Origin of the sequence: Leclercia sp. W6, from assembly GCF_003336345.1 — a bacterium.
Classification (GTDB): Bacteria; Pseudomonadota; Gammaproteobacteria; order Enterobacterales; family Enterobacteriaceae; genus Enterobacter.
Map to the genome: position 1 here is coordinate 2,093,370 of NZ_CP031104.1, position 25,742 is coordinate 2,119,111.

General features: G+C 55.9%; 25 protein-coding genes. 7 read left to right on the plus strand and 18 right to left on the minus strand.

Going from position 1 to position 25,742, the window contains the following annotated elements:
• Position 1 precedes the first annotated feature (1 nt).
• Positions 2-1,438: an SDR family oxidoreductase gene (locus tag DVA43_RS10290; protein ID WP_114315477.1), complete on the plus strand. Its 1,437-nt coding sequence runs from the start codon at positions 2-4 to the stop codon at positions 1,436-1,438.
• Positions 1,439-1,529: 91 nt separating this feature from the next.
• Positions 1,530-2,543, plus strand: a complete 1,014-nt coding sequence (locus DVA43_RS10295) for an NAD(P)-dependent oxidoreductase (protein ID WP_103178888.1) — start codon at positions 1,530-1,532, stop codon at positions 2,541-2,543.
• A gap of 57 nt (positions 2,544-2,600) precedes the next feature.
• Here the strand turns inward: DVA43_RS10295 and DVA43_RS10300 are convergent, their stop codons facing one another.
• From DVA43_RS10300 to gspC, 15 genes are all read right to left on the minus strand, one after another.
• A complete protein-coding gene (locus DVA43_RS10300) occupies positions 2,601-4,442 on the minus strand; it encodes a glycoside hydrolase family 19 protein (protein WP_114315478.1) in 1,842 nt (613 codons plus the stop codon).
• A 136-nt stretch (positions 4,443-4,578) separates the two neighbouring features.
• Positions 4,579-5,022: a type III secretion system invasion protein IagB gene (gene iagB / locus DVA43_RS10305; protein WP_103823412.1), complete on the minus strand. Its 444-nt coding sequence runs from the start codon at positions 5,020-5,022 to the stop codon at positions 4,579-4,581.
• Between the two features lie 96 nt (positions 5,023-5,118).
• Entirely contained in the window at positions 5,119-7,827 is a 2,709-nt protein-coding gene (locus tag DVA43_RS10310) for a glycosyl hydrolase family 18 protein (protein ID WP_114317119.1), read from the minus strand.
• 246 nt (positions 7,828-8,073) lie between these two features.
• Positions 8,074-8,871: an A24 family peptidase gene (locus DVA43_RS10315; protein ID WP_114315479.1), complete on the minus strand. Its 798-nt coding sequence runs from the start codon at positions 8,869-8,871 to the stop codon at positions 8,074-8,076.
• Positions 8,868-9,353, minus strand: coding sequence for a type II secretion system protein GspM (gene gspM / locus DVA43_RS10320; RefSeq protein ID WP_114315480.1), 486 nt, complete (start codon positions 9,351-9,353; stop codon positions 8,868-8,870). The genes DVA43_RS10315 and gspM overlap by 4 nt, the downstream gene beginning before the upstream one ends.
• The gene (gene gspL / locus DVA43_RS10325; protein ID WP_114315481.1) at positions 9,350-10,495 is read right to left on the minus strand and encodes a type II secretion system protein GspL; all 1,146 of its coding nucleotides are present in this window, start codon (positions 10,493-10,495) and stop codon (positions 9,350-9,352) included. Before gspL ends, gspM begins: the two co-directional genes overlap by 4 nt.
• 15 nt (positions 10,496-10,510) lie before the next feature.
• On the minus strand, positions 10,511-11,524 hold the full coding sequence (gene gspK, locus DVA43_RS10330) for a type II secretion system minor pseudopilin GspK (protein WP_114315482.1): 1,014 nt from the start codon (positions 11,522-11,524) through the stop codon (positions 10,511-10,513).
• Complete coding sequence (gene gspJ, locus DVA43_RS10335; RefSeq protein WP_103823417.1) at positions 11,521-12,180, minus strand: type II secretion system minor pseudopilin GspJ; 660 nt, start codon at positions 12,178-12,180, stop codon at positions 11,521-11,523. The genes gspK and gspJ overlap by 4 nt, the downstream gene beginning before the upstream one ends.
• Positions 12,177-12,557, minus strand: coding sequence for a type II secretion system minor pseudopilin GspI (gspI, locus tag DVA43_RS10340; protein WP_114315483.1), 381 nt, complete (start codon positions 12,555-12,557; stop codon positions 12,177-12,179). Before gspI ends, gspJ begins: the two co-directional genes overlap by 4 nt.
• Positions 12,550-13,035: a type II secretion system minor pseudopilin GspH gene (gspH, locus tag DVA43_RS10345; RefSeq protein ID WP_114315484.1), complete on the minus strand. Its 486-nt coding sequence runs from the start codon at positions 13,033-13,035 to the stop codon at positions 12,550-12,552. Before gspH ends, gspI begins: the two co-directional genes overlap by 8 nt.
• Positions 13,035-13,478, minus strand: coding sequence for a type II secretion system major pseudopilin GspG (gene gspG / locus DVA43_RS10350; RefSeq protein ID WP_103823420.1), 444 nt, complete (start codon positions 13,476-13,478; stop codon positions 13,035-13,037). Before gspG ends, gspH begins: the two co-directional genes overlap by 1 nt.
• A gap of 2 nt (positions 13,479-13,480) precedes the next feature.
• A complete protein-coding gene (gene gspF / locus DVA43_RS10355) occupies positions 13,481-14,689 on the minus strand; it encodes a type II secretion system inner membrane protein GspF (protein WP_114315485.1) in 1,209 nt (402 codons plus the stop codon).
• Positions 14,689-16,167 (minus strand): type II secretion system ATPase GspE, encoded by a 1,479-nt coding sequence (gene gspE / locus DVA43_RS10360; protein ID WP_114315486.1) that lies wholly within the window; start codon positions 16,165-16,167, stop codon positions 14,689-14,691. Before gspE ends, gspF begins: the two co-directional genes overlap by 1 nt.
• 11 nt (positions 16,168-16,178) lie before the next feature.
• Positions 16,179-18,089 carry a type II secretion system secretin GspD gene (gene gspD, locus DVA43_RS10365; RefSeq protein WP_114315487.1) on the minus strand — a complete coding sequence of 637 codons (1,911 nt, stop codon included), beginning with the start codon at positions 18,087-18,089 and terminating at the stop codon, positions 16,179-16,181.
• A gap of 13 nt (positions 18,090-18,102) precedes the next feature.
• Positions 18,103-18,834 carry a type II secretion system protein GspC gene (gene gspC, locus DVA43_RS10370; RefSeq protein WP_114317120.1) on the minus strand — a complete coding sequence of 244 codons (732 nt, stop codon included), beginning with the start codon at positions 18,832-18,834 and terminating at the stop codon, positions 18,103-18,105.
• A 304-nt stretch (positions 18,835-19,138) separates the two neighbouring features.
• On the opposite strand from gspC, the gene DVA43_RS10375 reads away from it, so the two are divergent.
• Both DVA43_RS10375 and DVA43_RS10380 read left to right on the plus strand, forming a co-directional pair.
• Positions 19,139-20,716: an ExeA family protein gene (locus DVA43_RS10375; protein ID WP_114315488.1), complete on the plus strand. Its 1,578-nt coding sequence runs from the start codon at positions 19,139-19,141 to the stop codon at positions 20,714-20,716.
• Between the two features lie 131 nt (positions 20,717-20,847).
• Positions 20,848-21,366: a hypothetical protein gene (locus DVA43_RS10380; protein WP_371414024.1), complete on the plus strand. Its 519-nt coding sequence runs from the start codon at positions 20,848-20,850 to the stop codon at positions 21,364-21,366.
• Here DVA43_RS10380 and DVA43_RS10385 read toward each other — a convergent pair.
• From DVA43_RS10385 to DVA43_RS10395, 3 genes are all read right to left on the minus strand, one after another.
• Positions 21,360-21,983, minus strand: coding sequence for a helix-turn-helix domain-containing protein (locus DVA43_RS10385; protein WP_114315489.1), 624 nt, complete (start codon positions 21,981-21,983; stop codon positions 21,360-21,362). The two genes, DVA43_RS10380 and DVA43_RS10385, sit on opposite strands and share 7 nt — an antisense overlap.
• A gap of 253 nt (positions 21,984-22,236) precedes the next feature.
• Positions 22,237-23,067 (minus strand): N-acetylmuramoyl-L-alanine amidase, encoded by an 831-nt coding sequence (locus DVA43_RS10390; RefSeq protein ID WP_114315490.1) that lies wholly within the window; start codon positions 23,065-23,067, stop codon positions 22,237-22,239.
• Positions 23,064-23,387: a heavy metal-binding domain-containing protein gene (locus tag DVA43_RS10395; RefSeq protein WP_103178871.1), complete on the minus strand. Its 324-nt coding sequence runs from the start codon at positions 23,385-23,387 to the stop codon at positions 23,064-23,066. The genes DVA43_RS10390 and DVA43_RS10395 overlap by 4 nt, the downstream gene beginning before the upstream one ends.
• Positions 23,388-23,503: 116 nt before the next feature.
• Here DVA43_RS10395 and DVA43_RS10400 point away from each other — a divergent pair, with 116 nt between their 5' ends.
• The 3 genes from DVA43_RS10400 (at position 23,504) to artI (ending at position 25,739) form a co-directional block, all read left to right on the plus strand.
• Complete coding sequence (locus tag DVA43_RS10400; protein WP_103823427.1) at positions 23,504-24,022, plus strand: lipoprotein; 519 nt, start codon at positions 23,504-23,506, stop codon at positions 24,020-24,022.
• Between the two features lie 237 nt (positions 24,023-24,259).
• Positions 24,260-24,988 (plus strand): arginine ABC transporter ATP-binding protein ArtP, encoded by a 729-nt coding sequence (gene artP / locus DVA43_RS10405; protein WP_039029538.1) that lies wholly within the window; start codon positions 24,260-24,262, stop codon positions 24,986-24,988.
• 19 nt (positions 24,989-25,007) lie between these two features.
• On the plus strand, positions 25,008-25,739 hold the full coding sequence (artI, locus tag DVA43_RS10410; RefSeq protein ID WP_103178869.1) for an arginine ABC transporter substrate-binding protein ArtI: 732 nt from the start codon (positions 25,008-25,010) through the stop codon (positions 25,737-25,739).
• The last annotated feature ends 3 nt before the right edge of the window (positions 25,740-25,742 follow it).

Genomic DNA, 25,742 nt, shown 5'->3' on the forward strand with positions numbered 1-25,742 from the left:
CTTGCCGCAACGTATTCTGGTGCTCGGTGCCAGCGGGTATATCGGTCAACATCTGGTGGCCGCCCTGAGCGCACACGGGCATCAGGTACGGGCTGCGGCACGCAGCATCGAGCGCCTGCAAAAGCAGGCCCTGCCCAACGTCACCTGCCATGCTATCGACCTCAACTGGCCGCAGACGCTGGCGGCGCTGCTGAAGGGGGTGGATACCCTTTACTATCTGGTACACAGCATGGGCGAAGGGGGCGACTTTATCGCCCACGAGCGCCAGGTGGCGATGAACGTGCGGGATCTGCTGCTGGAACACCCGGTTAAGCAGATTATCTTCCTTAGTTCGTTACAGGCACCCGAGCATGAGCAGTCCGACCATCTGCGTGCCCGGCAGCTTACCGCCGACACCCTGCGCAGCGCCGGGATCCCGCTTACCGAACTGCGGGCCGGGATCATCGTTGGCGCCGGTTCTGCCGCCTTCGAGGTGATGCGCGACATGGTCTATAACCTGCCTGTGCTAACCCCGCCGCGCTGGGTGCGCTCGCGCACCACGCCGATTGCGCTGGAGAACCTGTTGCACTATCTGGTGGAACTGCTCAGTCACCCGGCCACAGAGCACCGGGTGCTGGAGGCTGCCGGGCCCGAGGTGCTGAGCTATCAGCAGCAGTTCGAACATTTTATGGCGGTGAGTGGCCGTCGTCGCCCGCTGATCCCCATCCCCTTCCCGACCCGCTGGATTTCGGTGTGGTTTTTGAATGTCATCACCTCCGTGCCACCGACCACCGCCAAAGCCCTAATCCAGGGGCTAAAACACGATCTGCTGGCGGACGACCGCGCGCTGCGGGCGCTGATCCCGCAGGAACTCATTCGCTTCGATGACGCGGTGCGCAATACGCTAAAAGAAGAAGAGAAGCTGGTGAACTCCAGCGACTGGGGCTACGACGCCCAGGCTTTCGCCCGCTGGCGTCCGGAATATGGTTACTACCCGAAACAGGCCGGATGCACGGTGAAAACCGCCGCCAGCCTCAGCGCGCTCTGGAAAGTGGTGAACCAGATCGGCGGTAAAGAGCGCTACTTCTTTGGCAACGCGCTGTGGCAAACCCGGGCGATGATGGATCGGCTCGTCGGGCACAGGCTGGCGAAAGGCCGTCCGGCCGCGCCATATTTGCAAACCGGCGATACCGTTGACAGCTGGAAGGTGATTATCGTTGAACCTGAAAAGCAGCTGGCGCTGCTGTTTGGCATGAAAGCCCCCGGTCTCGGGCGATTGTGCTTTACCCTGAAGGACAAAGGCGACCACCGGGAGCTGGACGTGCGCGCCTGGTGGCATCCGCACGGCATGCCTGGCCTGTTCTACTGGCTGCTGATGATCCCGGCGCACCTGTTTATCTTCCGGGGAATGGCCCGGCGTATTGTTTTTCTGGCAGAACAAAACAAAGAAAAAGACTAATTAAAACTCTGAATCTTTCACGTTTCCCATTGCATACAGGCGTAATTCACGGAAGAATGCGCACGAAATTCTTTCAATACAGTGGATCGATATGAAGGTACTGGTTACCGGCGCCACCAGCGGCTTAGGCCGCAACGCGGTGGAGTTTTTGCGCAATAAAGGCGTCAGCGTCCGGGCCACCGGTCGTAATGAAGCGATGGGTAAATTGCTGCAAAAAATGGGCGCAGAGTTTGTCCATGCCGACCTGACGGAACTGGTCTCTTCCCAGGCAAAAGTGATGCTGGCCGGAATCGATACGCTGTGGCACTGCTCCAGCTTTACCTCACCATGGGGAACTCAGGAAGCGTTCGACCTGGCAAACGTGCGCGCCACCCGCCGTCTGGGGGAGTGGGCCGTGGCCTGGGGCGTGCGTAACTTCGTGCATATCTCCTCGCCGTCGCTCTATTTCGACTATCACCACCATCGCGACATCCAGGAAGATTTCCGTCCGGCGCGCTTCGCCTGCGAATTTGCCCGCAGTAAAGCCGCAAGCGAAGAGGTGATCGATCTGCTGGCGCAGTCTAACCCGCACACCCGTTTTACCATTCTGCGTCCGCAGAGCCTGTTTGGCCCGCACGACAAAGTGTTTATCCCGCGCCTGGCGCAGATGATGCACCACTACGGCAGCGTGCTGCTGCCGCGCGGCGGGGATGCGCTGGTGGACATGACCTATTACGACAACGCCATTCATGCCATGTGGCTGGCCAGCCAGCGTGAGTGCGACGGGCTGCCATCCGGCCGGGCATACAACATCACCAACGGTGAGCCGCGCTCGCTGCGCAGCATTGTGCAAAAGCTGATCGACGAGCTGAACATTCACTGCCGGATCCGCTCCGTGCCCTACCCGATGCTGGATATTATTGCCCGCAGCATGGAGCGGCTGGGGAATAAGGCCGCCAAAGAGCCGATGCTGACGCACTACGGGGTGTCGAAACTGAACTTTGATTTTACCCTCGATACGCAACGCGCTGAGAGTGAGCTGGGCTATAAGCCGCTGGTGACGCTGGATGAGGGGATTGTGCGCACCGCAGCCTGGCTGCGGGATCACGGGAAGTTACATCGCTAAAGCCCGGCGCGCGGCAGAGCAAAAAAAAACGGCAACCCTGAGGTTGCCGTTTTGCTATTAAAGTGCGGTCCAGGCGTCTGCCCATGCCAGGCCTACGCCTGGTTCATAGTAAGCCGAGGCGCTGTTACACCAGCCGCTGTACGGGAATGGCTTGCACTGGAAGAGTTTACCGTGGTTGTTCACGATATCCCCTGCGTTGTACTTGCTGTTAGCGCTCCACGCCGCGTAAGTGTCTGAGCCTTCATCACCTGACGGGGTCTGCGCTTTCGCTTTCACGTTCAGCAGGTAAGTCGTGGTGTCGCTCAGTTCGCCATCGCTGACGGTCAGGCTCACTTCAATCTGCTGAGCCGTTGCTGCTTCAGGCGCAGTAAAGGTCACTACCGCTTTGTCTTCACCGGAGACGGTCTGGCCGTCCTGGGAGCGCCAGGTGTAGGTCAGTTTGTTGCCATCTTCGTCAGTGGAGCCTTCAGCGCTCAGGGAGACCTGCGCACCCGCGTCAACCGCACCAACCGGGCCGGAAATGACCGCAACCGGCGCATGGTTGGTCACAGCTGGCGTCTCATCTGCTGGCGTATTATCCGCAGGCGTGTTGTCAGCCGGGGTGTTATCCGCTGGCGTATTATCTGCCGGGGTATTGTCCGCAGGCGTGTTATCGCTTGGGTTAACCGCAGAGCCGTCGTCATTGATGATATTCACGTTAAAGAACTTCTGCACGCACTTGGTGTAGTCGCCCTCTTTAAATGCGCTGAATGGCGTCTGATAACCCACCAGCTGACAGGCGTAGGTCTTGCCGTCTGGCGTATCCGCGCTCCATCCCCAGTCCTGTTCCCAGTAAATTTTCAGAGCACCGGCGCCGCCTTCATCAAACTGCTTCATGTTGGCACAGCCGAGTACTTCGTTTTCCGGAACCGGCACTTTCAGGTAGTTGGCGAACTCTTTGTAGTATTTGATACGGTTTTCCGACTGGGCAATCTCAGTTGGGCCGCCGCATTCCACGCCGCCGTTAATGATCTGGGTGGTCACGCCGAAGCCCGGAACCAGGCCGTTAGCTTTGTCATGATCGTTTGGCTGCCAGGTGCCGTCGATAACCTGCAGCATGCTCGGCTTCGGCGGTTGCGGGTAGGCGAAGAAGAAGATGGCGCTCGCCAGGTTCAGCCAGGTGTCGGCTACCAGCTCCGGTTTGTCCAGCAGCGTGCGGACGTCGCCGAACATCGCTTCCGAGAACGGACCGTAGTTATAGTTGTAGGAGAGCTGTTTGGCGCCGCGGCCAAAGTAGCTCAGGAAATCGCCGTCTTTGTCTTTGCCGCACGGCCAGGTCTGCCCCTGCCAGACATCCGGGTTACATTCGCCGTTATAGCCGCCCTTCTGGCCTTCGCTCCAGCCCATTTCGCGAACGTATACCAGCGCCTGACGCCATTCGGCTTCCGGACGCCAGGATTCATGCCCGCCGGTCTCCTGCGCGAAGTGCGCAAACATGGTCGCCAGCTCTTTACGGCAAATGGCCAGGCTGTCGCGGCCATCGGTGTAGGTGTCGCACAGCGCCGGGAATTTACCTACCGCTTTCAGGAAGTTGCTGTAGCTGTACTCTTTGGCACGCAGCGGGAACAGATACTCCCAGTCGCTCTCCTTCAGAATACTTTCAACACGCTTCACGTTATCCGGGTTGGTAGCCTTACCCGGCTCAATCAGTTCCACCTGGGCGTTATCCAGGGTGCGAATTGTCGCTTTAACTGACTTCATCAGCGGAAAATCCGTTAACTCCTTCTCCTTTTTCGCCAGATCGCTGGCTTTCATCGTGTAGGGTTCGCTGCTTTCCGCCTTGAGCATGTTTGCCTGTGCCATCACTGGCGCAACACACGCCCCCGCAACCAGAATGCTTAGCAATGTCCTTTTATTCATCTACATTATTCCTGTTAAAAACGATAATAACCAATGCGATCTCGATTTATGTATTAATCCTTTAATAAATAAACCCGGGACAGCACCTTTTCTTTCTGAAGAACACTCGCAAGATATTCTTCAAAAAAAAGCCTGATTATCGGTATTGCGACATCCGTTTTATTCTTTGATATTTCGCCCAGACTTTTCTGGCGTAAATCCTGCGCTGGGGAAAGTTCTCCGGTTTCAGCCCCGCGTTATAGGCACCGACCGCTTCCCAGTTATAGCCGTAAACTTTAATCATCCCGGAGAGAATAGAAGCACCGACCATAATTGAGGTACAGGGCTCATTCATTAACCGGTATTCATCAATGCCCTTTTTTTTCAGCTCGGCAAAATGCGAACTATTTATTTGCATCAGCCCGACATCCCGTGAACCGTCGTGGTTATAACCAACCGCGTTTGGATTGAGACCGGACTCCACGTCCGCAATAGCAAATAATAACCAGGGATCCACATGGTAATATTGTCCTGCGGAATTCCAGCAATTGGCTAATGCGCTCTGGCTAATTAACAACAACAGAAAAATAAAGCGTTTCATCTCTTCACCTGGCCGACGCTGATGGACTGACCGCGCTTCACCGCGCGGTCAGTGATGGCGGGCAAGTATCGCGCCCGCCATCTCAGAGAAGGATGATTATTCGCAGTCTGCTGCGCCTACTTTCACCCATACATCGCTGTTAGCTGGGTTATCACCACGGGTCCACCACTTCGCACGGTACTCAGAACCCTGATAGGTTGTGGTATCGCCACCGTTGTAAACCACGTCAGCTTTCCAGCCGAATTTCACCTTGCTGACCAGCTCCCATGCATCCACACCGAAGCCAGGCTGGTTGCCCTGAGTCCAGTACTTCGCTTTCCATACCAGGTTGTCGAAGCTGACGATGTCGCCACCGTTGTAGACCTTGCTGCTGCTCCACGCGGCATATTTGCTGGCGTTGGCATCGACAGGGTTATCGCAGCTACCGGATGCACCTTCGTCGGACGGCGCGGCGTCTTCGTCAGCCGGAGGCGTAACGTCATCCGCAGGCGGGGTAACGTCATCAGCTGGCGGCGTTACGTCATCCGCAGGCTCAGCGGCTTTCGGCGTGACGATAACCTGCACGGTGGAGTGCACGCTGTCTTTGCCATCGCCTACCACTACGCTCAGGGAATAGCTGGTCTCAGAAGCCACGTCCGGCGCAGTGATACGTACGCTAGAGGTATTGATACCGGTAGCGTTCATCTCTGCCGGTACGCTCCAGCTGTAGGTCAGCGCATCGCCATCTGGATCGGATGCCTGAACATGCAGGGACTGAGTCTGGCCCGCTTCCAGAGTAACGGCTTGCATTGGGTTAACGACCGGTGCCTGGTTCGCTTTTGGCGCTTTGTTCACAACCTGGACGTTCACGGTGCTGGAGAGCCCTTTAGCATCGGTTACGGTCAGGCGGAAGGAGAGCGTCTGGTCCTGGGTGACTGCCGGTACGTTAAAGGTGGCTTTCGCAGAGGTGCTGTTCGCGATATTCACCGTGGTTCCGGAAATCTGGGTCCACTTGTAGGTCAGCGCATCGCCATCCTGGTCAGAAGAGGCAGAACCATCCAGCGTTACAGTAACCGGACCGGTCACGGTCTGGTCAGCAGCGGTCGCCACAGGTGCATGGTTGGTGTTAACTGGCTCGTCAGAAGAGGAACCGTTGCCCAACAGGCTTTCGTTCATGGCGTTCAGGATATCGCCGTTATCGGATTCAATAGACCATGCGAACAGACCGCCGAGGTTTTTGTCCAGCACGTACTTACCTTTCGCCGCAACCGAGCGGGCGTCGTCATAGCTCACCAGCTCGCCGGTGGATTTGTTGAACAGGTAAGGCGCTTCTGCCGCGCTGTCATATTTGTACTCCCAGCCTGACTTGCCTTTCATCTGGTTGGCAATCACGCGGTAGTCAATGATACCCGGTTCCCAGGTACCCGGAATTGCGCCAGTCGCGGTGCCGGTGAATGGGTTGTCGCCGGTGTAACCGTGTACGCCAGTCCAGCCGCGACCGTACATCGCTGCACCCACTACGATTTTGCCCGGCTGTACTTTCTGGTCCAGCATCGCTTTCACGGCGTTATCGGTGGTGTAGTTGGTATCTGGTTTCCAGGAAGCACCGTACAGCGCCGCCTGGTGACCCAGATCGGTGTTACTCCATGCGCCGTAGTAGTCGTAGCTCATCAGGAAGATATGGTCGATATACTGCTGTGCAGTGGTGTAGTCGACATCTTCGATCTTATCTCTACCCGCGCCGATAGCGGTGGTCAGCTCGTAAGTACGGCCTGTCTCGGCTGACAGCTCGTTCAGCATCGCGCGCAGATCGTGCATCAGTGCGGTATAGGTAGCTTTGTCGGTCTGCGGGTTGCCAAGTTTGGCGTTCTCGCCGCCGCCGCCCGGGAATTCCCAGTCGATATCCACGCCATCAAACACTTTCCAGGTTTTCAGGAACTCTTTAACTGAGCCGACGAAACGGTCGCGCAGCACTTTGTTGTCCATCTGGAAGAAGGGATCGGACAGAGTCCAGCCGCCTACGGAAGGCAGGATCTTCAGGTTCGGGTTGGCTTTTTTCATCGCCATCAGCTGGCCGTAGTTGCCTTTGTACGGCTCGTCCCAGCCGGTCACACCCTGCTGTGGTTTTTGCAGAGCAGCCCACGGGTCATGAATAGCGACGGTGTAGTCCTGACGGCCAGCACAGGCGCGTTTCAGGGATTCCAGCGCACCAGAAGATTTCGCGCTGTCGTTGATGCCATCACCACCACAAATTGGAATGAAGCCGTAAAGGATGTGGTTCAGGTTGGCAACCGGGATTTTATCCACGGTGAAGTTACGGTCGTATACGCCCCACTCAGGGAAATAGGCCGCAACCACTTTATCGGTATGTTTGGCGAACGCTTTGTTATTCTCATGAAGCGTGGTGTTTAATGGCAGCAGGTGGCTACCATCGGTATCCGCTACAATGATCAGTTTGCTGGCGCTGGTGCTGCAGCCACTGTCGTTACATACCTGAACCTGCTCCTGGTAACGGCCGCCTTTCTTAACCTTAAAGGTCGCAGAGCCTGTCGCGCCGCTTGCGCCAGACCAGACTTCTTTACCGTCCAGCAGCACTTTTGCAGACGTCGGAGCATCGCCGCTCCAGACGTTCCACTCAACCTTAACATCGGCACCATCATGAACTTTTACCAGGGAGTTATAGTCCTGCGCGGCCTGGTCAACTTCAACAATCGCAAACTTGTCGTTGCCGCTGGTCAGTGATGGCACCCCTGGAACGGCTGCAAATACAGGGCTGGTTGCCGCTGCTACAAAAAGCGCCAGGTATTTAGGCTTAAAGAAATTCATTTTCATATCCCAATAACTCTACGTGAACTTTAAAAAACATGTCTTCCTTAAACATGAAATAAAACCAGCATGGATTTAAAAAAATTAAATACATAATGACTTAAAATGTTTTTAATATTTTCAGTTAATCTTAATTATCGAATTAACGTCACATGCGGTTTACAACGAAGATAGTATTAGCAAAAGAATTATTGCTCACCTGTTTCCCTTGTCGAAAAAATCTCAAAATATAATTGACAGATTTAATTAGGGAATGAGCGAATAATTTTGCAAAATAAAGGTAATAACGCCTCCGACCGCCAGAGCGGGGCCAAAAGGAATGTGCGCAGCTTTTTTATCTGATTTAATAAAAAGGAGATGCCCGGCAATGCCGGTTAACGACGCCAGTAACAGTACATCAGGCAGTGCCTGCCAGCCGCACCATGCGCCCAGCGCGGCCAGCAGCTTGAAATCACCGTAACCCAGACCTTCGCGACCGGTCATCAGACGAAACGCCCAGTATATAAGCCAGAGAGAGAGGTAGCCCGCCACGGCGCCGATAATGGCATCGCGCAGGGGCAGCGTCGGGCTGATAAGGTGAACCAGCAGCCCGGCCCACAGCAGCGGTTGCGTCAGGCAGTCCGGCAGCAGCAGATGCCGCCCGTCGATGATGGCCAGCGGCAGCAAGAAAGCGCTCAGCAGCCAGAGGGAAAAGAGCGCCGGGATGTCTGGCATACACCAGGCCGTGGCGCCAAAAAAGAGGAAGGTAAAGGCTTCCAGTAACCATAAGCGCAGCGGGATAGCGCTGCCGCAGTGGTGGCAGCGCCCGCGCAGCGCCAGCCAGCTTACCAGTGGGATATTTTCCCACCAGGCCAAATCATGCTGGCACGCCGGGCAGTGCGAGGCCGGAAAAAGTAAGTTAATCCGCGCCTCATCTTCCAGCAGCATCGGCGGGATCCGCTCCGCCACCACGCCGAGAAAGCTGCCAATAATCGCGCCGAAAATGGCGCTCATCAGGCTGAACAGGGCCGGGCTGCTCTCTCTGAACAGGGCGAAGGCCGTCATGCCGTTTTTTTCCAGCTAAGCTGGATCTCTGCCCTGACGTCACGCTGGTGGTCGACAGAGGTCAGCTTCATTTTCTCCAGCTTGATCCCTGAGGCGGCGTTAATTTCGCGCAGCCAGTTCTTCAGCTCATTGATCTCCACCCGGGGTACAGTAAACGATAACGTCTGCCCCTCCTGGCGCACATCATTCAATGGCAACTTGATCTCGTGTGCGCTGTTTTCCACCACGCTGCGCGGATTATCGGTTTTTAATTGCTGCACCTGGAGATGGTTTTTATCAATTTCGCTGCGCATCCAGTTAAGGGTATCTCTCTGGCGCTTCAGCGTTAACTGGCTATTTTTAATCATATTATCCAGCGGAACCATGCCGCCGTAATAGACGACGGCACAGCACAGCGCCGCGGCGCAGAATTTCATCAGTAGCTTTTCGCGGGTAGAGTAATTCTGATACCGCGCTTTAAGCTGTGCGACACGCTCTTTCATTTATGTTTCCCCGTGATCATGGCGGTAAAGGGCGCGACCGTTGATACCGGCTGCAGAGAAAAGTTGAAATCCGCACTGCTCTGGTTGATGAACGTCTGCAGCGATGCGCTGTTCTGGCTGCTGGCGCTGAGCGTCCAGAGGTTTTGCGTACTGTCGTAATCCAGCAGATTAATTTCTATATCCGGCACCGCCTGCTTCGCTTTGTTCAGATCCTCCATTTGCAGAAAGACGCCTTTAGTGACTTTCTTCAGGTTCTGACCAAAGTGATACTTAATATTGCTTTGCTGGCGAAGGCTGGGGAAATGATACTGGTAGACCGTGGCGATCTCCTGTTGCAGCTGGTTTTCCTGTTGCACCAGCATCAGGGCCATCGCCAGTCTCGGCCCCAGCAGCAGTCCGACGCTGAGCAGCGCCAGCGCAACCATCGCCCCTTTCATCCCTTTGGGCGTGCCGCCCCGGGCGCCGCGGGGATGAAACTCACCGTGCAGCACGTTGGCCCGGCAGTTTTGCCACTGCGGCTGGATCAGCACTAACGGGTGCTGCCAGGGTAAGGATTCATCTACCGCAATCCCGGCAGGCGCCTCACCATAACAGCGCACCATCCCGGCCTGAGATTTCGCCATCAGCAGCGGCAGCAGCGAGGCATCCGCTTCACAGGCGCTGGCCGGTGAAAAGCGCAGCCAGTAACTCTTATCCAGCGCAACCAGCGTGCTTCCCCCTTCCGCGACCGGCAGCAGCCAGGCGTCAGGCAGGGCCTGTACCACCTTCAGCCCGGCCTGCTCAAAACAGGCGAGCCAGTCGCGCAAGCGCCGGGCATCAATGGCGACGGCATCCACTTCCTGCCCTTTTTTATTCAACACCGTCCAGTGCAGGTCGTCGACGTCACCGATCAGCGTCTCCTCCGCCATCCACGAGAACGGCGTCGCCTGAGCACTGAGCCCTTTCTTTGGCAGGGAGAAGTGACGGAAGATCATCTCACCCGCGGGCAGCAGCAGACAGACGCGCGACGCCAGCGGATGATCCGCAAGCGTCGACAGGGCCGCCATGCCGTGGAGCGTATTGACCTGCTGGCTCCCGGATTCGCACCATGCAATAGTCCCGTCCTCGCGGCTATCGGGACGAACAAACAGTATCTTTTTCATCGGTATCGGCTTTTGTTATTCAATCATTCGGTAACGACGCTGCCAGGTTACGATCTCGCCCGCTTCACTGTTAACCTGAAGCTGACTGACCACGCGCAGCGTTAAATCATCGGTGTTGCCGGTGTAGTTCACCCGGAAGTAGCGACTGTTGACGGCCACCTGTTCGGCCACCTGAGTTAACTCGTCTTTCAGCTGGGGGAAGTTTTGCTCCAGCGCCTTGCTGAAAGCCTCCACGTTTTCCCATCCCGCTTCCGGGCGCGACGCGAGCAGCCGGGCGGCGTCATCTTCCGTCAGTTTTCCGGCAAACAGCGCCGCCAGCAGTTTTGCCTGCTCAGGCTTAAGGGTGTTGACGTTGATCTTGCTGCCGGCATCCGGCAGGGCACACAGCAGCGCGCTGGCTTTAGCGTACGCCGCCGGTGGAAACGCGGGCAGCAGCCTGATTTCACTGATGTTGCGCATCATCTGGTTGGCCGGAAGCCGCGCGGGCTGTACGCCTGCCCACGCATCGGTCTCCTGAGCCTCTTTCGCCGTGGTACTGTCGCCGTCCAGGTAATCCACCAGCTGTTGATAGACCTGTTCAGCGGTGATCTGATCCAGCCCCGCATCGGTAAGCAGCTGTTCAACCGTCTGCTGCTTACGGGATTTTTCCGGTATGGCTGATGTGGTCTGATCCTTCGCCGCCTGCTCCACGGCGAGCAGGTTATTGACGTTAAAGCAGTCCTGCGCGTCCTCAACCTGGCTCACCACCGTGTAAAACTCCCCCTGCGTCTCAAGAAGTTGATGCCACTCGCCGTCCGGCTCCAGTGGGTTTTCACCGCTGGCGGCGGTTTGCAACAGCTGCTTCACCGCCTGCTCCTGGCGCTGTATCGCCCAGCGCAGCTGCTGCTGGCTCACCTGGTAGTGGGTTTTCTGTAAATTGCGGCTGAACTGCTGGCTGATTCTGGCCGCCAGGGCCGACATCATCACCAGCAGGATAAGCACCACCAGCAGCGCAACGCCCCGCTGCTGGCTTTGATTCATTTTGTTCATGGCTGACTTTCCGGTACCGGTGCTACCGCCTGCTCCGGAGCGGGCGAAGGCTTCGCCTCTTCGGGCTTTTCAGCCGCTTTCACGGCAATCTGCGGTTGCGGCATGTCGCCTGGGGTGGTAAAGACCCAGCGCCAGGTGTCGCCGCTCTCCATGGTCAGGGTTAACTCGACCCCGTTCGGCTGATGCCCGCTCTCACGCCAGTGCTTCTGCCATGAATCGCTGAAAAACCGCCACTGGACGGATTTGACCTCAGAGACAATCGGCACCTCTTCGGGTTTAACGTCTGCCGGGCTGTCGATGGTCGGCCAGACATCGCGCCATAGCCGGTGATCCTCAAACCGCCAGCGCACCCGCTCAAGCTGAACATGTCCACTCACCCCGTTGAGGGTGGTCAGTTCGATGGCGTTATCATCCTGGCGAAAAACGTCGGGTTCATTGCGCGGCGCGCGGGCCTGCTGCTGAAAAAAATCACGCTCCAGCAGGCTCCAGGCGCGCTGGATCTGATTGAGCCTGGACGCGTTGCGATCGGTGGCATTGCTGGTGCGCATCGCGCCGTCGAGGATCTGCCAGGCGAGGGTGCTGATCACCGCAAAGATGGTCAGCGCAATCATGATCTCCAGCAGCGTAAAGCCGCGCTGGCTTTGCCGTTTTTTCATTTTTTTTCTCCCGGTGGCAGAACCCGCATCGCCACTACCGGCTGGCTCTCATCCCCTTCGGCATAGACCAGGATCTCATCCGCCCAGCGCTTATCGGCAACCTTTACCCGCTGCATCCGCCAGTTCCAGTTGCGCCCGCCCATCAGTTCCGTCCCCTTCTGCTCTGCATCCGGGAAGTCGCTTTTGGTCAGTTGCGCTTCGGCGAGCAGATTCTCTGCGACCCAGCTGGCCTGGAGGGTATCCGCAAGACCGTGGGTAAAGCGCACGTTCAGGGAGACAGAGTTCATTAACGCCAGCGCGGCGGTGGAGAAGATCACCAGGGCGACCATCACCTCCAGCAGCGTCATCCCGCGCTGCGAGGCATTTCGTTTAGCCATCGTTCTCTACCGTAACCGGTGCCGCGCCCTGCGACACCACGCGGAAATGGTGTTGTTTATCATCACTCTGTAACGTCAGGGTGAAACGGCTCATCTCGCCGTCCGGTAAAAAGACGATCTGCGGCTCGGCGTCAGGCGTAGCGGCCAGACGCTGCGGGGTGAGCGAGACGTGCATCCCTTCAGGGAAGTCGCCCCCGGTGGTGATACGGCGTTGCGCTAACGGCACCCAGCGGCGTTCGCCATTTTTTTCATTGAGCGTCATCAGCTGATATTTATCCGGCGTCACTACCAGGCCCACAATATTTCCGTCCATCACCGCACGGTCGGAGCCATATTCAACAACGGCTTTTAATTGCTGGCCAAATATATCCGCGCCGCTGCGCGACGGTATTGTGGAAACCACCATCATGGCGCAGCTGGCGAATATCACCAGCGCGAGAATAATTTCCAGCAGAGTAAAGCCGCGTTGCCTGTTCATTATTTTTTATCGAGCGACCAGTTGGTAATATCGTCTGCGGTATTGGCTTCGCCGTCCGGACCTGCGGAGAATACGTCAATAGCACCATGTTCGCCCGGGCTCACCAGAATGTAATCACTGCCCCACGGATCCTGCGGCAGGCGGCGAATATAGCCGTCGGCGCGATAGCCGTTCGGGATTGGCGCGATTTCCGGTTTGGTGACCAGCGCCTGCAGGCCCTGTTCGGTGGTGGGATAACGGTGGTTATCCAGCTTGTACATATCCAGCGAGCCTTCCAGCGCCACAATATCGCTGGTGGCTTTCTGGGTATCCGCCTTTTCTTTATTGCCCATTAAATTCGGCACCACCATACTGGCCAGCACGCCGAGAATAACAATGACCACCATTAATTCGAGCAAAGTAAAGCCCGCCTGGCGTGCCAGGTTTTTTCGTTTCATCGCCATAATTAACCTACCATATTATTAAGTTGCAGAAGCGGTTGTAATATTGACATCACAATAAACAGAACAATGGTCGCCATAGAGACCACCAGCGCCGGTTCAAATACCGACAGCGTTAAAGTAATTCGATGCTGTAATGCTGATTCCTGGTTTTCGGCCGCGCGATCCATCAGGTTACCCAGTTCGCCGCTCTCTTCGCCGGAGGCAATCATATACAGCATGGTGGGCGGGAATAATCTCGCCTGCTCCAGAGCGGCATATAACGAGGCCCCCTGGCGCACGGTGTCCGCTGCCTGTTCCAGCACCTGGCGGGCGTGCAGATTCTCAATCCCGTCCATGGCGATATACATCCCCTCAAGCAGCGGCACGCTACTGGCCTGCAAAATACTCAGGGTGCGGATGTAGCGTGCGCTGTTGATGGCGCACACCAGTTTTTTGATTGGCGAGGCGTTAACCAGCCAGCGGTGCCAGACAAAGCGATTCCGGGCGTTTTTAAGCCAGCTTTTAAAGCCGATAAACGCCGTGACCAGCCCGCCGCCGATATAGAGGCCATAGGCCTGCAGGAAATCACTCACCGCGATCAGCGTGCGGGTGGTGATCGGCAGTTGCTGTTTCATATGGGTAAACTGCTCAATCACCTGCGGCACCACCGCCACCAGCAGGATGCAGATCACCGCCACCGCCACCACCGTCAGGGTGATGGGGTAAACCATCGCCTGGGTGAGCTTACTTTTCATCTTCTGGCGCTGTTCGTTGTACTCCGCCAGTTTTTCCAGCACGTCCCCGAGATGGCCGGTTTTTTCCCCGGCCATCACCAGAGTGCAGTAGAGTTTGTCGAAGGTGCGCGGAAACTGGCTGAACGCGTCGAACAACGTGTGCCCTTCCACCACTTTGTCGCGGATCTCGGTCACCATCGCCGCCAGCTTTTTATCTTCCGACTGCTTTGCAATCGCCTTCAGGGCGCTCTCCAGCGGCAGCGCGGCGTTCACCAGGGTTGACAGCTGACGGGTAAACATCGACAGCACCGGGGTGGAGAGTTTGATCCCCTTCTGCGTGCTCCCGGCGGTCGCGGGTTCGCGGGTCGGCGTAATGCTCACCGGCATCAGCTTTTGCTCGCGCAATGTCTGGCGAACCTGCTTCGGCCCCTCGGCCTGCATGGTGCCGCGCTGGGTTTTCCCCGCCGCACTGGTGGCTGTCCACGCATACCACGCCATTATTCATCTCCCCCGCGCTCGGCGGTGACACGCATGACCTCTTCCAGGGAGGTGACGCCGGAAATCACCTTCAGCAGGCCGTTTTCACGCAGACTGTAGGCCTGTTTGAAGAGTTCGGTCTCGATGGACATTTCATCTTTATCTTCGTGAATGGCCCGGCGCATTGCGCTGTCTACCACCAGGAATTCATGGATCCCGGCTCGCCCCTGATACCCGCTCTGGCGGCAATGTTCGCAGCCCACGGCGCGGTAGATCGCTTTCGGCGGCGCATCCATAAAGCTGAACAGCGCTTTTTCATTGGCGTCCAGCGGACTGGTGGTCCGGCAGTGTACACACAGCCGACGCACCAGACGCTGGGCAATGACCCCTAACAGGGATGAACCGATTAAAAATGACTCCAGACCCATATCGCGCAGGCGGGTGATGGCCCCTGCCGCGCTGTTGGTGTGCAGCGTGGACATCACCAGGTGACCGGTGAGCGACGCCTGCACCGCAATCTGCGCGGTTTCGCCGTCACGGATTTCACCGATCATCACCACGTCCGGGTCCTGACGCAGAATGGCGCGCAGCCCGCGGGCAAAGGTCATGTCGACGCGCGGGTTAACCTGGGTTTGTCCCACCCCTTCCAGCTCATACTCGATGGGATCTTCAACGGTGAGAATGTTGCGTTCATGACCGTTCAGCGCCGACAGAATGGCGTACAGGGTGGTACTTTTCCCGGAACCGGTCGGACCGGTTACCAGAATGATGCCATGCGGACGGCCAATTAATCCCTTCAGCTGCTGTAACTCTTCGTCGATTAGACCCAGCTTGTTAATGTCCGGCTTGAGATTGCTTTTATCGAGCAGACGCATCACCACCCGCTCGCCGTACTGCGAGGGGATGGTGGAAACACGCACGTCGATGGCTTTACGCCCGATACGCAGGGAGATACGCCCATCCTGCGGCAGGCGTTTTTCGGCGATATCGAGCTTCGACATAACCTTGATACGGGATACCAGCAGTGGCGCCAGCTTGCGCGCCGGTTGCAGCACCGGGCGCAGCACGCCGTCGACGCGAAAGCGGATGCTCAGGGTACGCTCGAACGTTTCGATATGAATATCCGAGGCGCCGTCTTTCACGGCCTCGCCCAGAATGGCGTTGATCAGGCGGATCACCGGCGAGTTTTCGTCGTTATCCAGCAGATCCTCGTTGTCCGGGATCTCCTCGGTGAGCGCCATCAGGTCGATATCGGCGTCCATGTCATCCACCAGCTGCTGGGAGACGCCGCTGTTCTGCTGCCAGATTTTGGCCAGCATCTCGTCAAACGCCTCCGGCGTCAGGACAACCGGCGTAAACGAACGGGCCAGCACCCGGCGCATCTCCAGCAGAGCAAAGGCCGGGGCGTCATCGCGGACAAAGACCTGATCCTGATAAAAGAGGACGCCGTTATCCTTGGCAAAGCTGCTGGTGCATAAGGCGTTGGTGAGTTCATCCATCTCCCGCCCCCTTACCCTTTAAACGGATTGCGCGGGGCCGCAGGGGCGGGAGTGCCCTGAGACGGATAGGCCGGCAGTACCGCTGTGTCATCATTGGAGACGATGCCCAGCTTTTTCTCTTCCATGCGCTGCTGTTGGCGCGCGCGGATCTGGTCATATTTTTCCTTCGACGACGCACTGTAGCTGTCGTCGTCACGCAGGACGGTGGTGTGGATAAAGACCATCAGGTTACGTTTCGAGGTATCCTGGGAGGTGTAGCGGAAGAGCTGCCCCACCAGCGGAAGATCTCCCAGCAGCGGCACTTTCGAGACGTTCTGCTTGGTGACGTTCTCCATTAACCCGCCGAGGACTACCGTCTGCCCGCTGTGCACCATCACTTCGTTATTGATGGTACGGGTATTGAAGGTTGGACCGAGGCTGGCATCTTCCGTCGCGCTGGCATCCACGCTGGAAACTTCCTGCTCAATCTTCAGGTGAATGATGTCACCATCGTTGATCTGCGGCACAATTTTCAGCTTGGTACCAACTGTCTTACGCTCCACCGAGTTAAAGACGTTATCGCCGCTGGTGGTCTGCGAGCCGGACAGCACCGGCACATCCTGACCTACGTTAAACGACGCTTCTTTGTTATCCAGGGTGACAACGCTTGGGGTTGAAAGAATGTCGTTTTTACCGTCGGTGGAGAGGGCAGTCATCAGCGCGCCAAAGTCACCGTTAAAGAAACCGGTCGCCATGCCGGTAAAGCTGGTTCCTTTGATGGCACCGCTCTTCACCTGGCTTATCGGCATGCCGGTTGCACCAAACTGCACACCGCCATGTTTGCTGGTCCACTGCACGCCAAGGTCGAGACCGTTGCCGTCCTGCACTTCGGCAATGATCGCTTCTACCAGCACCTGCGGACGGCGGATATCGAGTTTGTCGATCACTTTTTCCAGCGAGTTCATCACGTTAGGCTGGGCGGTGATCACCAGTGAGTTGGTGGCTTCGTCGGCGGTGATATTCAGATCGCTGCTGGTGGAGGCTGTTTTGCTTTTTGAGGCCGGCGCTTTGTCTTTCAGCTGTTCGCCGATGCCGGTGAGCACCGGCACCACTTTGCTGGCGCTGGCATACTTCAGGTAGAAGACGCGGGTGTTGCCCTCGTTGTTCTGCTCACGATCGAGCTGACTGACCAGCGACCGGGTGCGCGCGCGGGCATCTTCCGAGCCGCTGATCACCAGGCTATTCGTCTCGTCATCGGCAACGACTTTGGTTGCCAGCTGCGGCGCGTTCTGCCCTTTTTGCTCTTCGTTGTTGAGATTATTCAACATGTCAGAGAGCTCTTTGGCCGAGGCGTAGCGTAACGGCACGATCTCGCGACGCTGCATGCCGGAGCGATCGACCCGCTGCACCAGATCCACCAGCCGGTTCACCACCGAGGCTTTACCGGTCAGCAGCAGCACGTTGGAAGGTTCAAAATGGACCACGTTACCAATACCGGAGGCATCGTTCAGCTGGCGCAGCAGCGGTGCCAGCTCACGCACCGGCACGTTCTCCATCCGCACCACGCGGGTGATAATCTCATCGCCCTTGCCAGGATGCTGATTGTCTGCCAGCGGCACGCCTGACGTACGCGCCACCGTGGAGCGCACCACTTTCACCATGCCGTTATCCATCGGGATCACCGACAGACCGTACAGATCCAGCACGCTCAGGAAGAACTGATAGTATTCCTCTTCCGTCAGCACGTTATAGGTCTTAACCGATACGTTGCCCTGAACGGACGGATCGACCAGGATGGTTTTATTAAGGTTGCGCCCTACCGTATCGATAAATTCACGAATATCGGTGTTCTTGAAACTGGCGCTGAAGTTCGCCGCCATTACCGAACTGGAAATAAAAGAGGCGGCAGTCAACGCTATACATGCCCAGGGAAATTTCTTCATCTCATTACACTTGTTAATTGGTTAAAACATTAACCCGAATATTTTCAAGATGAGCGTGGCGTCTGACTACGACTTCCGCTTCTCTCATTTTCGACCAGCCGGCAATAATACTTTTCGCCTGCTCCGCTCGCGTCATATCGACGGAATTCACTTTCACTACCACATCTCCCTTTTCCAGCCCGCTATTGCTAAAAAAGGAAGAGGCATTTTTTGGCTTAATTTGATAGCCTTCGAGCTGACCCTTTTCGATATAGGGTTTCAGCACTAAATAATCGTCGAGATGGATATTATCTGCTCCGGGATCGCCTTTAGGCTTCTGCGCGGGCGAGGAATTCATATCGCCTTTAAAATAGTCAGGACGTTTTAACGCCAGCACCTGCCGCTCGCCCTCGTAACTCACCACCACATTGTCGGGGTTGATCTCATCGATATAGGCATCGTTGTAACCGGGCAGCGGATCGCCTTCACGCAGACTCTTCTGCCCGACAGGCGTTTTGATGACGGCAAAGGAGAGCCACGCTTCATCGCTGTTGATGATGCCGTCCACCTCGGCAGAAATACGCTTTTTTGTCGCCTGCTGCGCCACGGGTTGGTAAGCGGCTGGCTGGAAAAGGGCAAAGGCCTGCTCTGACTGCTGCGCACGGGAAAGCGCGGGCGCCTTATCCGGACTGGAATTGGCCGCCTTTTTATACTCTTTAAATACGACATATCCCTGCTGACCGCTAAATATCAGCAGGACAAACATTACGCATGGCGCAATATACCGGGAATAGAACTGCATTTTCATTTTTAAAACTGACCTTTTAGTCAATGCAGGAGTTAGCAGCCTGGCGCTGCACCTGAATACCCAGAAATAGTAATAATGATGCGCCCCCCGCTCCATCGGGTTTGCCGTTAACTTTAATAAAGAAAAATATTGACCAGACAAATATCCGATGTTAACCAGCCGACGCAGGTTATTTTTCTCCTCCAGCGAAATTGACCCTTTACCGCGCTTCCCTTACTTTCCAGGTTGACATTTGGTCAATGAAATACAACGGTGAAGCGTTATGTTCCTCAGTCATTTTAAATTTGCCCGCCCCCCCTTCAGGAGCGCAGCCCGCCCCTGCGGCAGTTTCTTTGCGGCTTATCATCAGGATGTCTTCGGCATGCTGGCAGAGAAATCAACCATGCCAGGGATTGTGGCGCTGTTTGGCGATGACGAGGCACTGCTCAACACCTTCACCGGGCATCTGCTGGCGAAAACCTCCGCCGGCGTTGCCGTTAACGCTTTTCCGAAGCTGAACGCGAAAGGGCTACTGTATAAACTCAGCGCCCAGGCAAAAGATGCCAGCAACAAAATTCACGCCATTGACGCGGTACTGCGCCAGTGGCACGAGAAATACCCTGCCTGTAAAAAGAGCGGTATGGTAATGACCGTCTCCGCCGTTCAGGCGATGCGCGATAACTGCTGGGAGGCGCTGGGCATGCTGCTCTCCCGGGCGCAGGAGTGCAACCTGTCGCTGACGCTAGTCCTGACCGGCACCCCTGACCAGGAAGCGCGCCTGATGAACCACTCTGGGCTGGCGTCCCGGGTACATACCCGCCATACCCTGCGCCCGCTCACCTGCCGCGAAGTGATGAGCTATGTTCAGGCGCAGACCCAGGAGCATGGGGCGGAAACCTCACCCTTTACCCCTGCCCGCATACGCCGGATGCACGCCCTGAGCAAAGGATCGGTAAGCCAGCTGAATGCGCTGGCGCACCTGTCGCTACTGGCGGCCTGGACCGAACGCGCCCCCGGCGTGGGGCCACGCCATTTACGTCTGGCGGCGGGTGAAGTGCTGCCGCGCAAAACCCACCGCAAAACCCTGGCGACGGTCGGCCTGTTCGCCAGCGTACTGTTTGCCGCCTGCGGATGGTATTTCTCAGGCGCCATCACAGAGAAACTCCCTGTGCCGCTGCCTGTTCCAGCGAGCTGGAAACAGACAGTCCATACGCCGCAGGCCCCGGTTCTGCCGACCCTTGATAAAGAGGTGGTGAATTCGCCGGATGCCATGCATCAGCTCTACACCATGTGGGGGTACGATCCTTCCACGGAAGAGGCGCTTTGCCAGAATGCCGCCCGGGTGAATCTCACCTGTAAACAGGGCCACGCCTCGCTGCAGGAGCTGGAAAAAGAGGGCTATCCGTGGGTGAGTGAACTGAAAACCGGCGATCACCTGAACTATGCGGTGGTGGCCCGCGTCGGGCAGAACTCGCTGGATTTACTGCTGAATAATCGCACCTGGCAGGTGAAGCGCAGCTGGTTTAACGCCCACGCCACCGGGAATTACACGTTGTTGCACCGTCTGACCCCGGCAGGACAAGATTTGGTCGGCGCCGCCAGCAGCCGCCAGGATCTGGCCTGGATCGACACGCAACTCAGTCAGGCGCTGCATGAATCTGAAACCCATGCTCAGTCCTGGACGCAGACGCTGGTGCAGCGCACCCGGGAATTTCAGGCCCAGGCTGGGCTGAACGTAGACGGCATGCCTGGGGAAGAGACGCTGATGCAGTTAATGCGAGCCAATAACACCATCCCGACGGTCATCACCCAGGTCGCTGACACCGCCCCGCAAGTTCTGGCGCAAGGAAAAACGCATTAATGTCTACTATATGCCTCGCTGCTCAGCGCAGCTTTAATACCGGCGAGGCGGTCTGGTTCTCATACCGCCTTCCCGCGTTGCATAAAATCGTCTTCAGAACCCTGGCCTGCTTATGCTGCCTGGGGGCCGTTTTGATCGCCGGGCTGTACGCCCATATTTACTGGAATCTTCAGCATCCGGCGCCAGCACCCAAACCAGTGAGCGTGGCGCAACCGGATACGCAGCTTTCGGATATGCATTATGTCTATATCTCGAAACCGTTCCCGGAACCGAAACCAAAAGTCGCGGAGTATACCGCACCGCCGCTACCGTCAGACGATCCGTTGATGATGGATAAATCTTTAGACTGGCAGCAGGCTCCGGACAATGATATTTCCAGCGAACCGTTGCCCGATACGCACATCGCCCAGCAAGCAACCGATTCCGATTCGTTAAAAGAGCGGTTTATGCAGGCATTAAAAGAGCAGCAGCAGGACTATTCGCAGGGAAAAATACCGGATGCACCGGTTGATGAGACACAAGATTCTGAGACGAATAATCGGGTGATAAACCAGACGGTAGCGTTAAAAACGGAAAAAATAGACACATCAATGCTAAAAAAATCTCCACAGGCGTTAACCCATGGAGATTTGCGGAATGGTTATCAGTAGCGTTCTGGCAGGCTGGTGATATTTATTAATTTACCTTTTTCAACTACAATATACTGACCTTTTTTCAGGTCTGAGAGAATTTTAATGATGGTGCTGCGCGCCAGGCTTGTGTATTCCTGAATGTAATCATAAACGTTAATATCACGATTCTGATGAACAATCAGTTCATTAATTTCGAGGAGGAATTCACGGACGACAGAATAAGCGCTGCGGGCAACCAGGATATCATCGCGCTTGCTCAGTACGTCGATATACCAGATCAAGAGCTGGCTGAACTCTGGCCACAGGTTTTTCTCGCTAATGATACGTTCGAACTCATCACGTTTGATGGTGCGAATGACGGTGGTATCGCGAACCAGGCCGTACATGTGAGAGGCTCTGTTATAGACGGCAGAGACCCCTAAAAATCCGGCCTGACGCATGGTAAACATACTTAACTCATCGGAGCTCCGACGAATTTCGACTTCACCACTGACCATTACATGAACATATTGGGAATCGGCGGTAATAATCTTCTGCCATTTCTTTAACGTTTTTTCAGGATAATCCGCCGTAGCGGCAATAATGGCGTCAATCGCCTTTTTCGGTCGACTATTTTTAGAGTATACGTTTAACATTATTATGCCTGTTGAAATTTTTATGGATAAAGCAGCCCACTGCGTCTAAAAAGGCGCAAAGGATAATTCGAAATAACGTTGCTGAGAGTAAGTCTCAAATAATATTTACTTTGTAATAATAGTTAGCAAGCTATATGTACATCTTATATTCGGGTAAATTTAAGTCAATTAACTAAAAATGAATCGCGATTGAACCTAAGATTAATCTTAAGTCGGGTACAGAGTAAAGCCCTTGAACGGCGCGGCTTGCAGCTTATCCCTGACCATATTTTTCAAGTAACGCTTCCGCGATAGCAATTGTTTCTCTATCAGAAACACCATTCCATAATTGCGGTCTGAAATGCATTTGAAAAGCCATAATAATGCGCTTTTGTTGTGAGGGTGGAATATTATCTGGAACATCATATCCGTAGCGAGATAATAAACTGAGAAGTGTGGCACTGTCTGCGGGTTGATAAGGCGGTTGCCCGTTCAGATAAAACGCCACACGTGCAGGATCCGGCCAGGCGCCAATCCCCTGCTGCGCCAGCGCCTGCCAGGGGAACAACGGACCGGGATCGTCCTTGCGCTGCGGGGCGATATCCGCGTGGGCGACCACGTTCTGGGGTTTGATGTCGTAACGCTGGATAATATCCTTCGCCAGCGGGATCAGGGCAGCGATCTGCGCCGGTTCGAAGGGAGCAAAGCGTTTCTGGCCGTTAATTTTTTGCCAGCCGCGGTTTTCCAGCTCAATGCCAATAGAGGTGTCATTAATGCGCGTGGCGCCACGCCAGAAGCTGACGCCAGCATGCCAGGCCAGATCCCGCTCCGGCACCAGCTGCCAGATCCGCGGTTTTCCTTTATGCAGGGGCGGGATCGCCGGGATCAAATAGTGGGAGCTGACGTTTTTATCGGTCAGGGTGGCCAGCGAGCTGTCAAAATCGTCGGCGGTGTAATGGATAACCAGCACCTTAACGCGCGGATAGGCCGCCTGCGCCTGACGCCGGGTGTCCAGCTCATACGCCCCTTTCTCAATGACCCCTTTTTCTGCCGCACAGCCTGCCAGCAGCAACGCCAGCAGGAGGGGCACAAATGCCTGCTTCATCGGCGCGTTTTCACCGCCGTACCGCTGACGCTAACCATCAGCATACTGGCGTCTTTGCCGACGGTTTCGTAGTCGATATCGATCCCCACTACCGCGTCAGCCCCCATCGCCTTCGCCTGCTCGCCCATCTCCCTGAAGGCAATTTCACGCGCCTTGCGCAGCTCTTTCTCATAAGCGCCGGAGCGACCGCCGACGATATCGCGGATGCCGGCAAAAAAGTCACGGAAGACGTTGGCGCCGAGTATGGCTTCACCGGTTACCACGCCGCAGTATTCGCTGATGGGTTGTCCTTCCAGAGTGGGGGTAGTTGAAAATTGCATCCTGGTCTCCTTTGCGCGAGTTAAGAGCCTAAGCGGTTAAGAACAAAATCATTATCTGCTCGTTACGCTATGATTTAAAGGTTAGTTAATTATTGCAGCCTAATAAGGAAATCATCATGCGCTATTCTGCTTTGACGCTTTTAGTGCCTTGCGCGCTGCTGCTCAGCGCCTGCACAACGCCAGTCACCCCGGCCTTCAAGGACATCGGTACCCGCAGCGGCAGCTGCATTACCGGCGGGCCGGATGCCGTGGCTCAACAGTTCTATGACTACCGCATCACGCACCGCAGCAATGACTTCACCGCCCTGCGCCCTTACCTGAGCGACGGCCTGGCCCAGCTGCTTAGCGATGCCAGCCGCGATCCGCAGCACCGTAACCTGCTGAAAGACGATCCTTTCTCCAGCCGCACCACCGCGCCTGAAAAAGCAGAAGTCTCCAGCGCATCGACCATCCCGAATACCGATGCACGAAATATCCCGCTGCGCGTCAAGCTGACGCAGGGCAGCCAGACCTGGCAGGATGAAGTATTGATGATCCGCGAAGGCCAGTGCTGGGCTATCGATGACGTGCGCTACCTGGGCGGCAGCGTTCACGCCCCGGCTGGCACCCTGCGCCAGTCGATTGAAAACCGCTAAATACGCGCGTTTCAGACCGTTAAGCAGGGGAAAACCCCGTAAAATGTCTGGCATTTCGTGAGGAATGCCGACATTTATTCTCGCCGACCTTAGCTTCCGCTATTTTGTGCTATGTTTAGGTATAGATTCGGTTTATATTTAACTTTTAACGCAGTTATATTGCATAACTATTCTGTCAACGGTACTATTTGCGGCCTCAATTGCTATAGATTGCCTGGATGAGTAAAGACTGCCCCGATGAGTATTCAACTAAACGGCATTAACTGCTTCTACGGCGCACACCAGGCGCTGTTCGACATCACACTGAATTGCCCTGAGGGCGAAACGCTGGTTCTGCTTGGTCCCAGCGGCGCGGGTAAAAGCTCGCTGCTTCGCGTCCTTAATCTGCTTGAAATGCCCCGCTCCGGTACGCTGGATATTGCGGGTAACCACTTCAATTTTGCGAAAGCCCCGTCTGAGAAAGCGATCCGCGATCTGCGCCAGAATGTCGGCATGGTCTTTCAGCAATATAATCTCTGGCCGCACCTCACCGTGCAGCAGAACCTGATTGAAGCGCCGTGTCGCGTGCTGGGCCTGTCAAAAGAGCAGGCGCTGGCGCGTGCCGAGAAGCTGCTGGAACGTCTGCGCCTGAAGCCCTACAGCGACCGTTATCCGCTGCACCTCTCCGGGGGTCAGCAGCAGCGTGTGGCCATTGCCCGCGCCCTGATGATGGAGCCGCAGGTTCTTCTGTTTGATGAACCCACCGCCGCGCTGGACCCGGAAATCACCGCCCAGATCGTCAGCATCATTCGCGAACTGGCGGAGACCAACATTACCCAGGTGATCGTGACCCACGAGGTGGAAGTGGCGCGTAAAACCGCCAGCCGTGTGGTCTATATGGAAAACGGTCATATTGTGGAGCAAGGGGATGCGCGCTGCTTTGCCGAGCCGCAGACCGATGCATTCAGAAATTATCTGTCTCACTAATCGAACCGAGAGAACGACAATGAAAAAAATAGTGATTGCCGCGCTGCTTGCCAGCGTTAGCCTCTCTGCCACCGCAGCTCAGACCATCCGTTTTGCCACGGAAGCCTCCTACCCTCCGTTTGAGTCTATGGATGCGAATAACAAGATTGTGGGCTTTGACGTGGATCTGGCGAACGCCCTGTGTAAAGAGATCGACGCCACCTGTACCTTCTCCAACCAGTCTTTCGACAGCCTGATCCCAAGCCTGAAATTCCGTCGTATCGACGCGGTGATGGCCGGTATGGACATCACCCCGGAACGTGAGAAGCAGGTTCTGTTCAGCACCCCGTACTATGAGAACTCCGCCCTGTTCATCGGTCAGAAGGGTAAATACGCCTCTATCGACGCGCTGAAAGGCAAGAAAGTGGGCGTGCAGAACGGCACCACCCACCAGAAATTCATCATGGATAAGCACCCGGAAATCACCACCGTGCCTTACGACAGCTATCAGAACGCCCGTCTGGATCTGCAGAATGGCCGTATCGACGCCGTCTTTGGTGATAACGCGGTGGTCACCGAATGGCTGAAAGCGAACGATAAGCTGGCCGCGGTGGGCGATAAAGTGACGGATAAAGACTACTTCGGCACCGGTCTGGGCATCGCTGTTCGTCAGGGCAACACCGAGCTGCAGCAGAAATTCAATACTGCGCTGGAAAAAGTGAAGAAAGATGGTACCTACGATTCCATCTACAACAAATGGTTCCAGAAGTAAGAT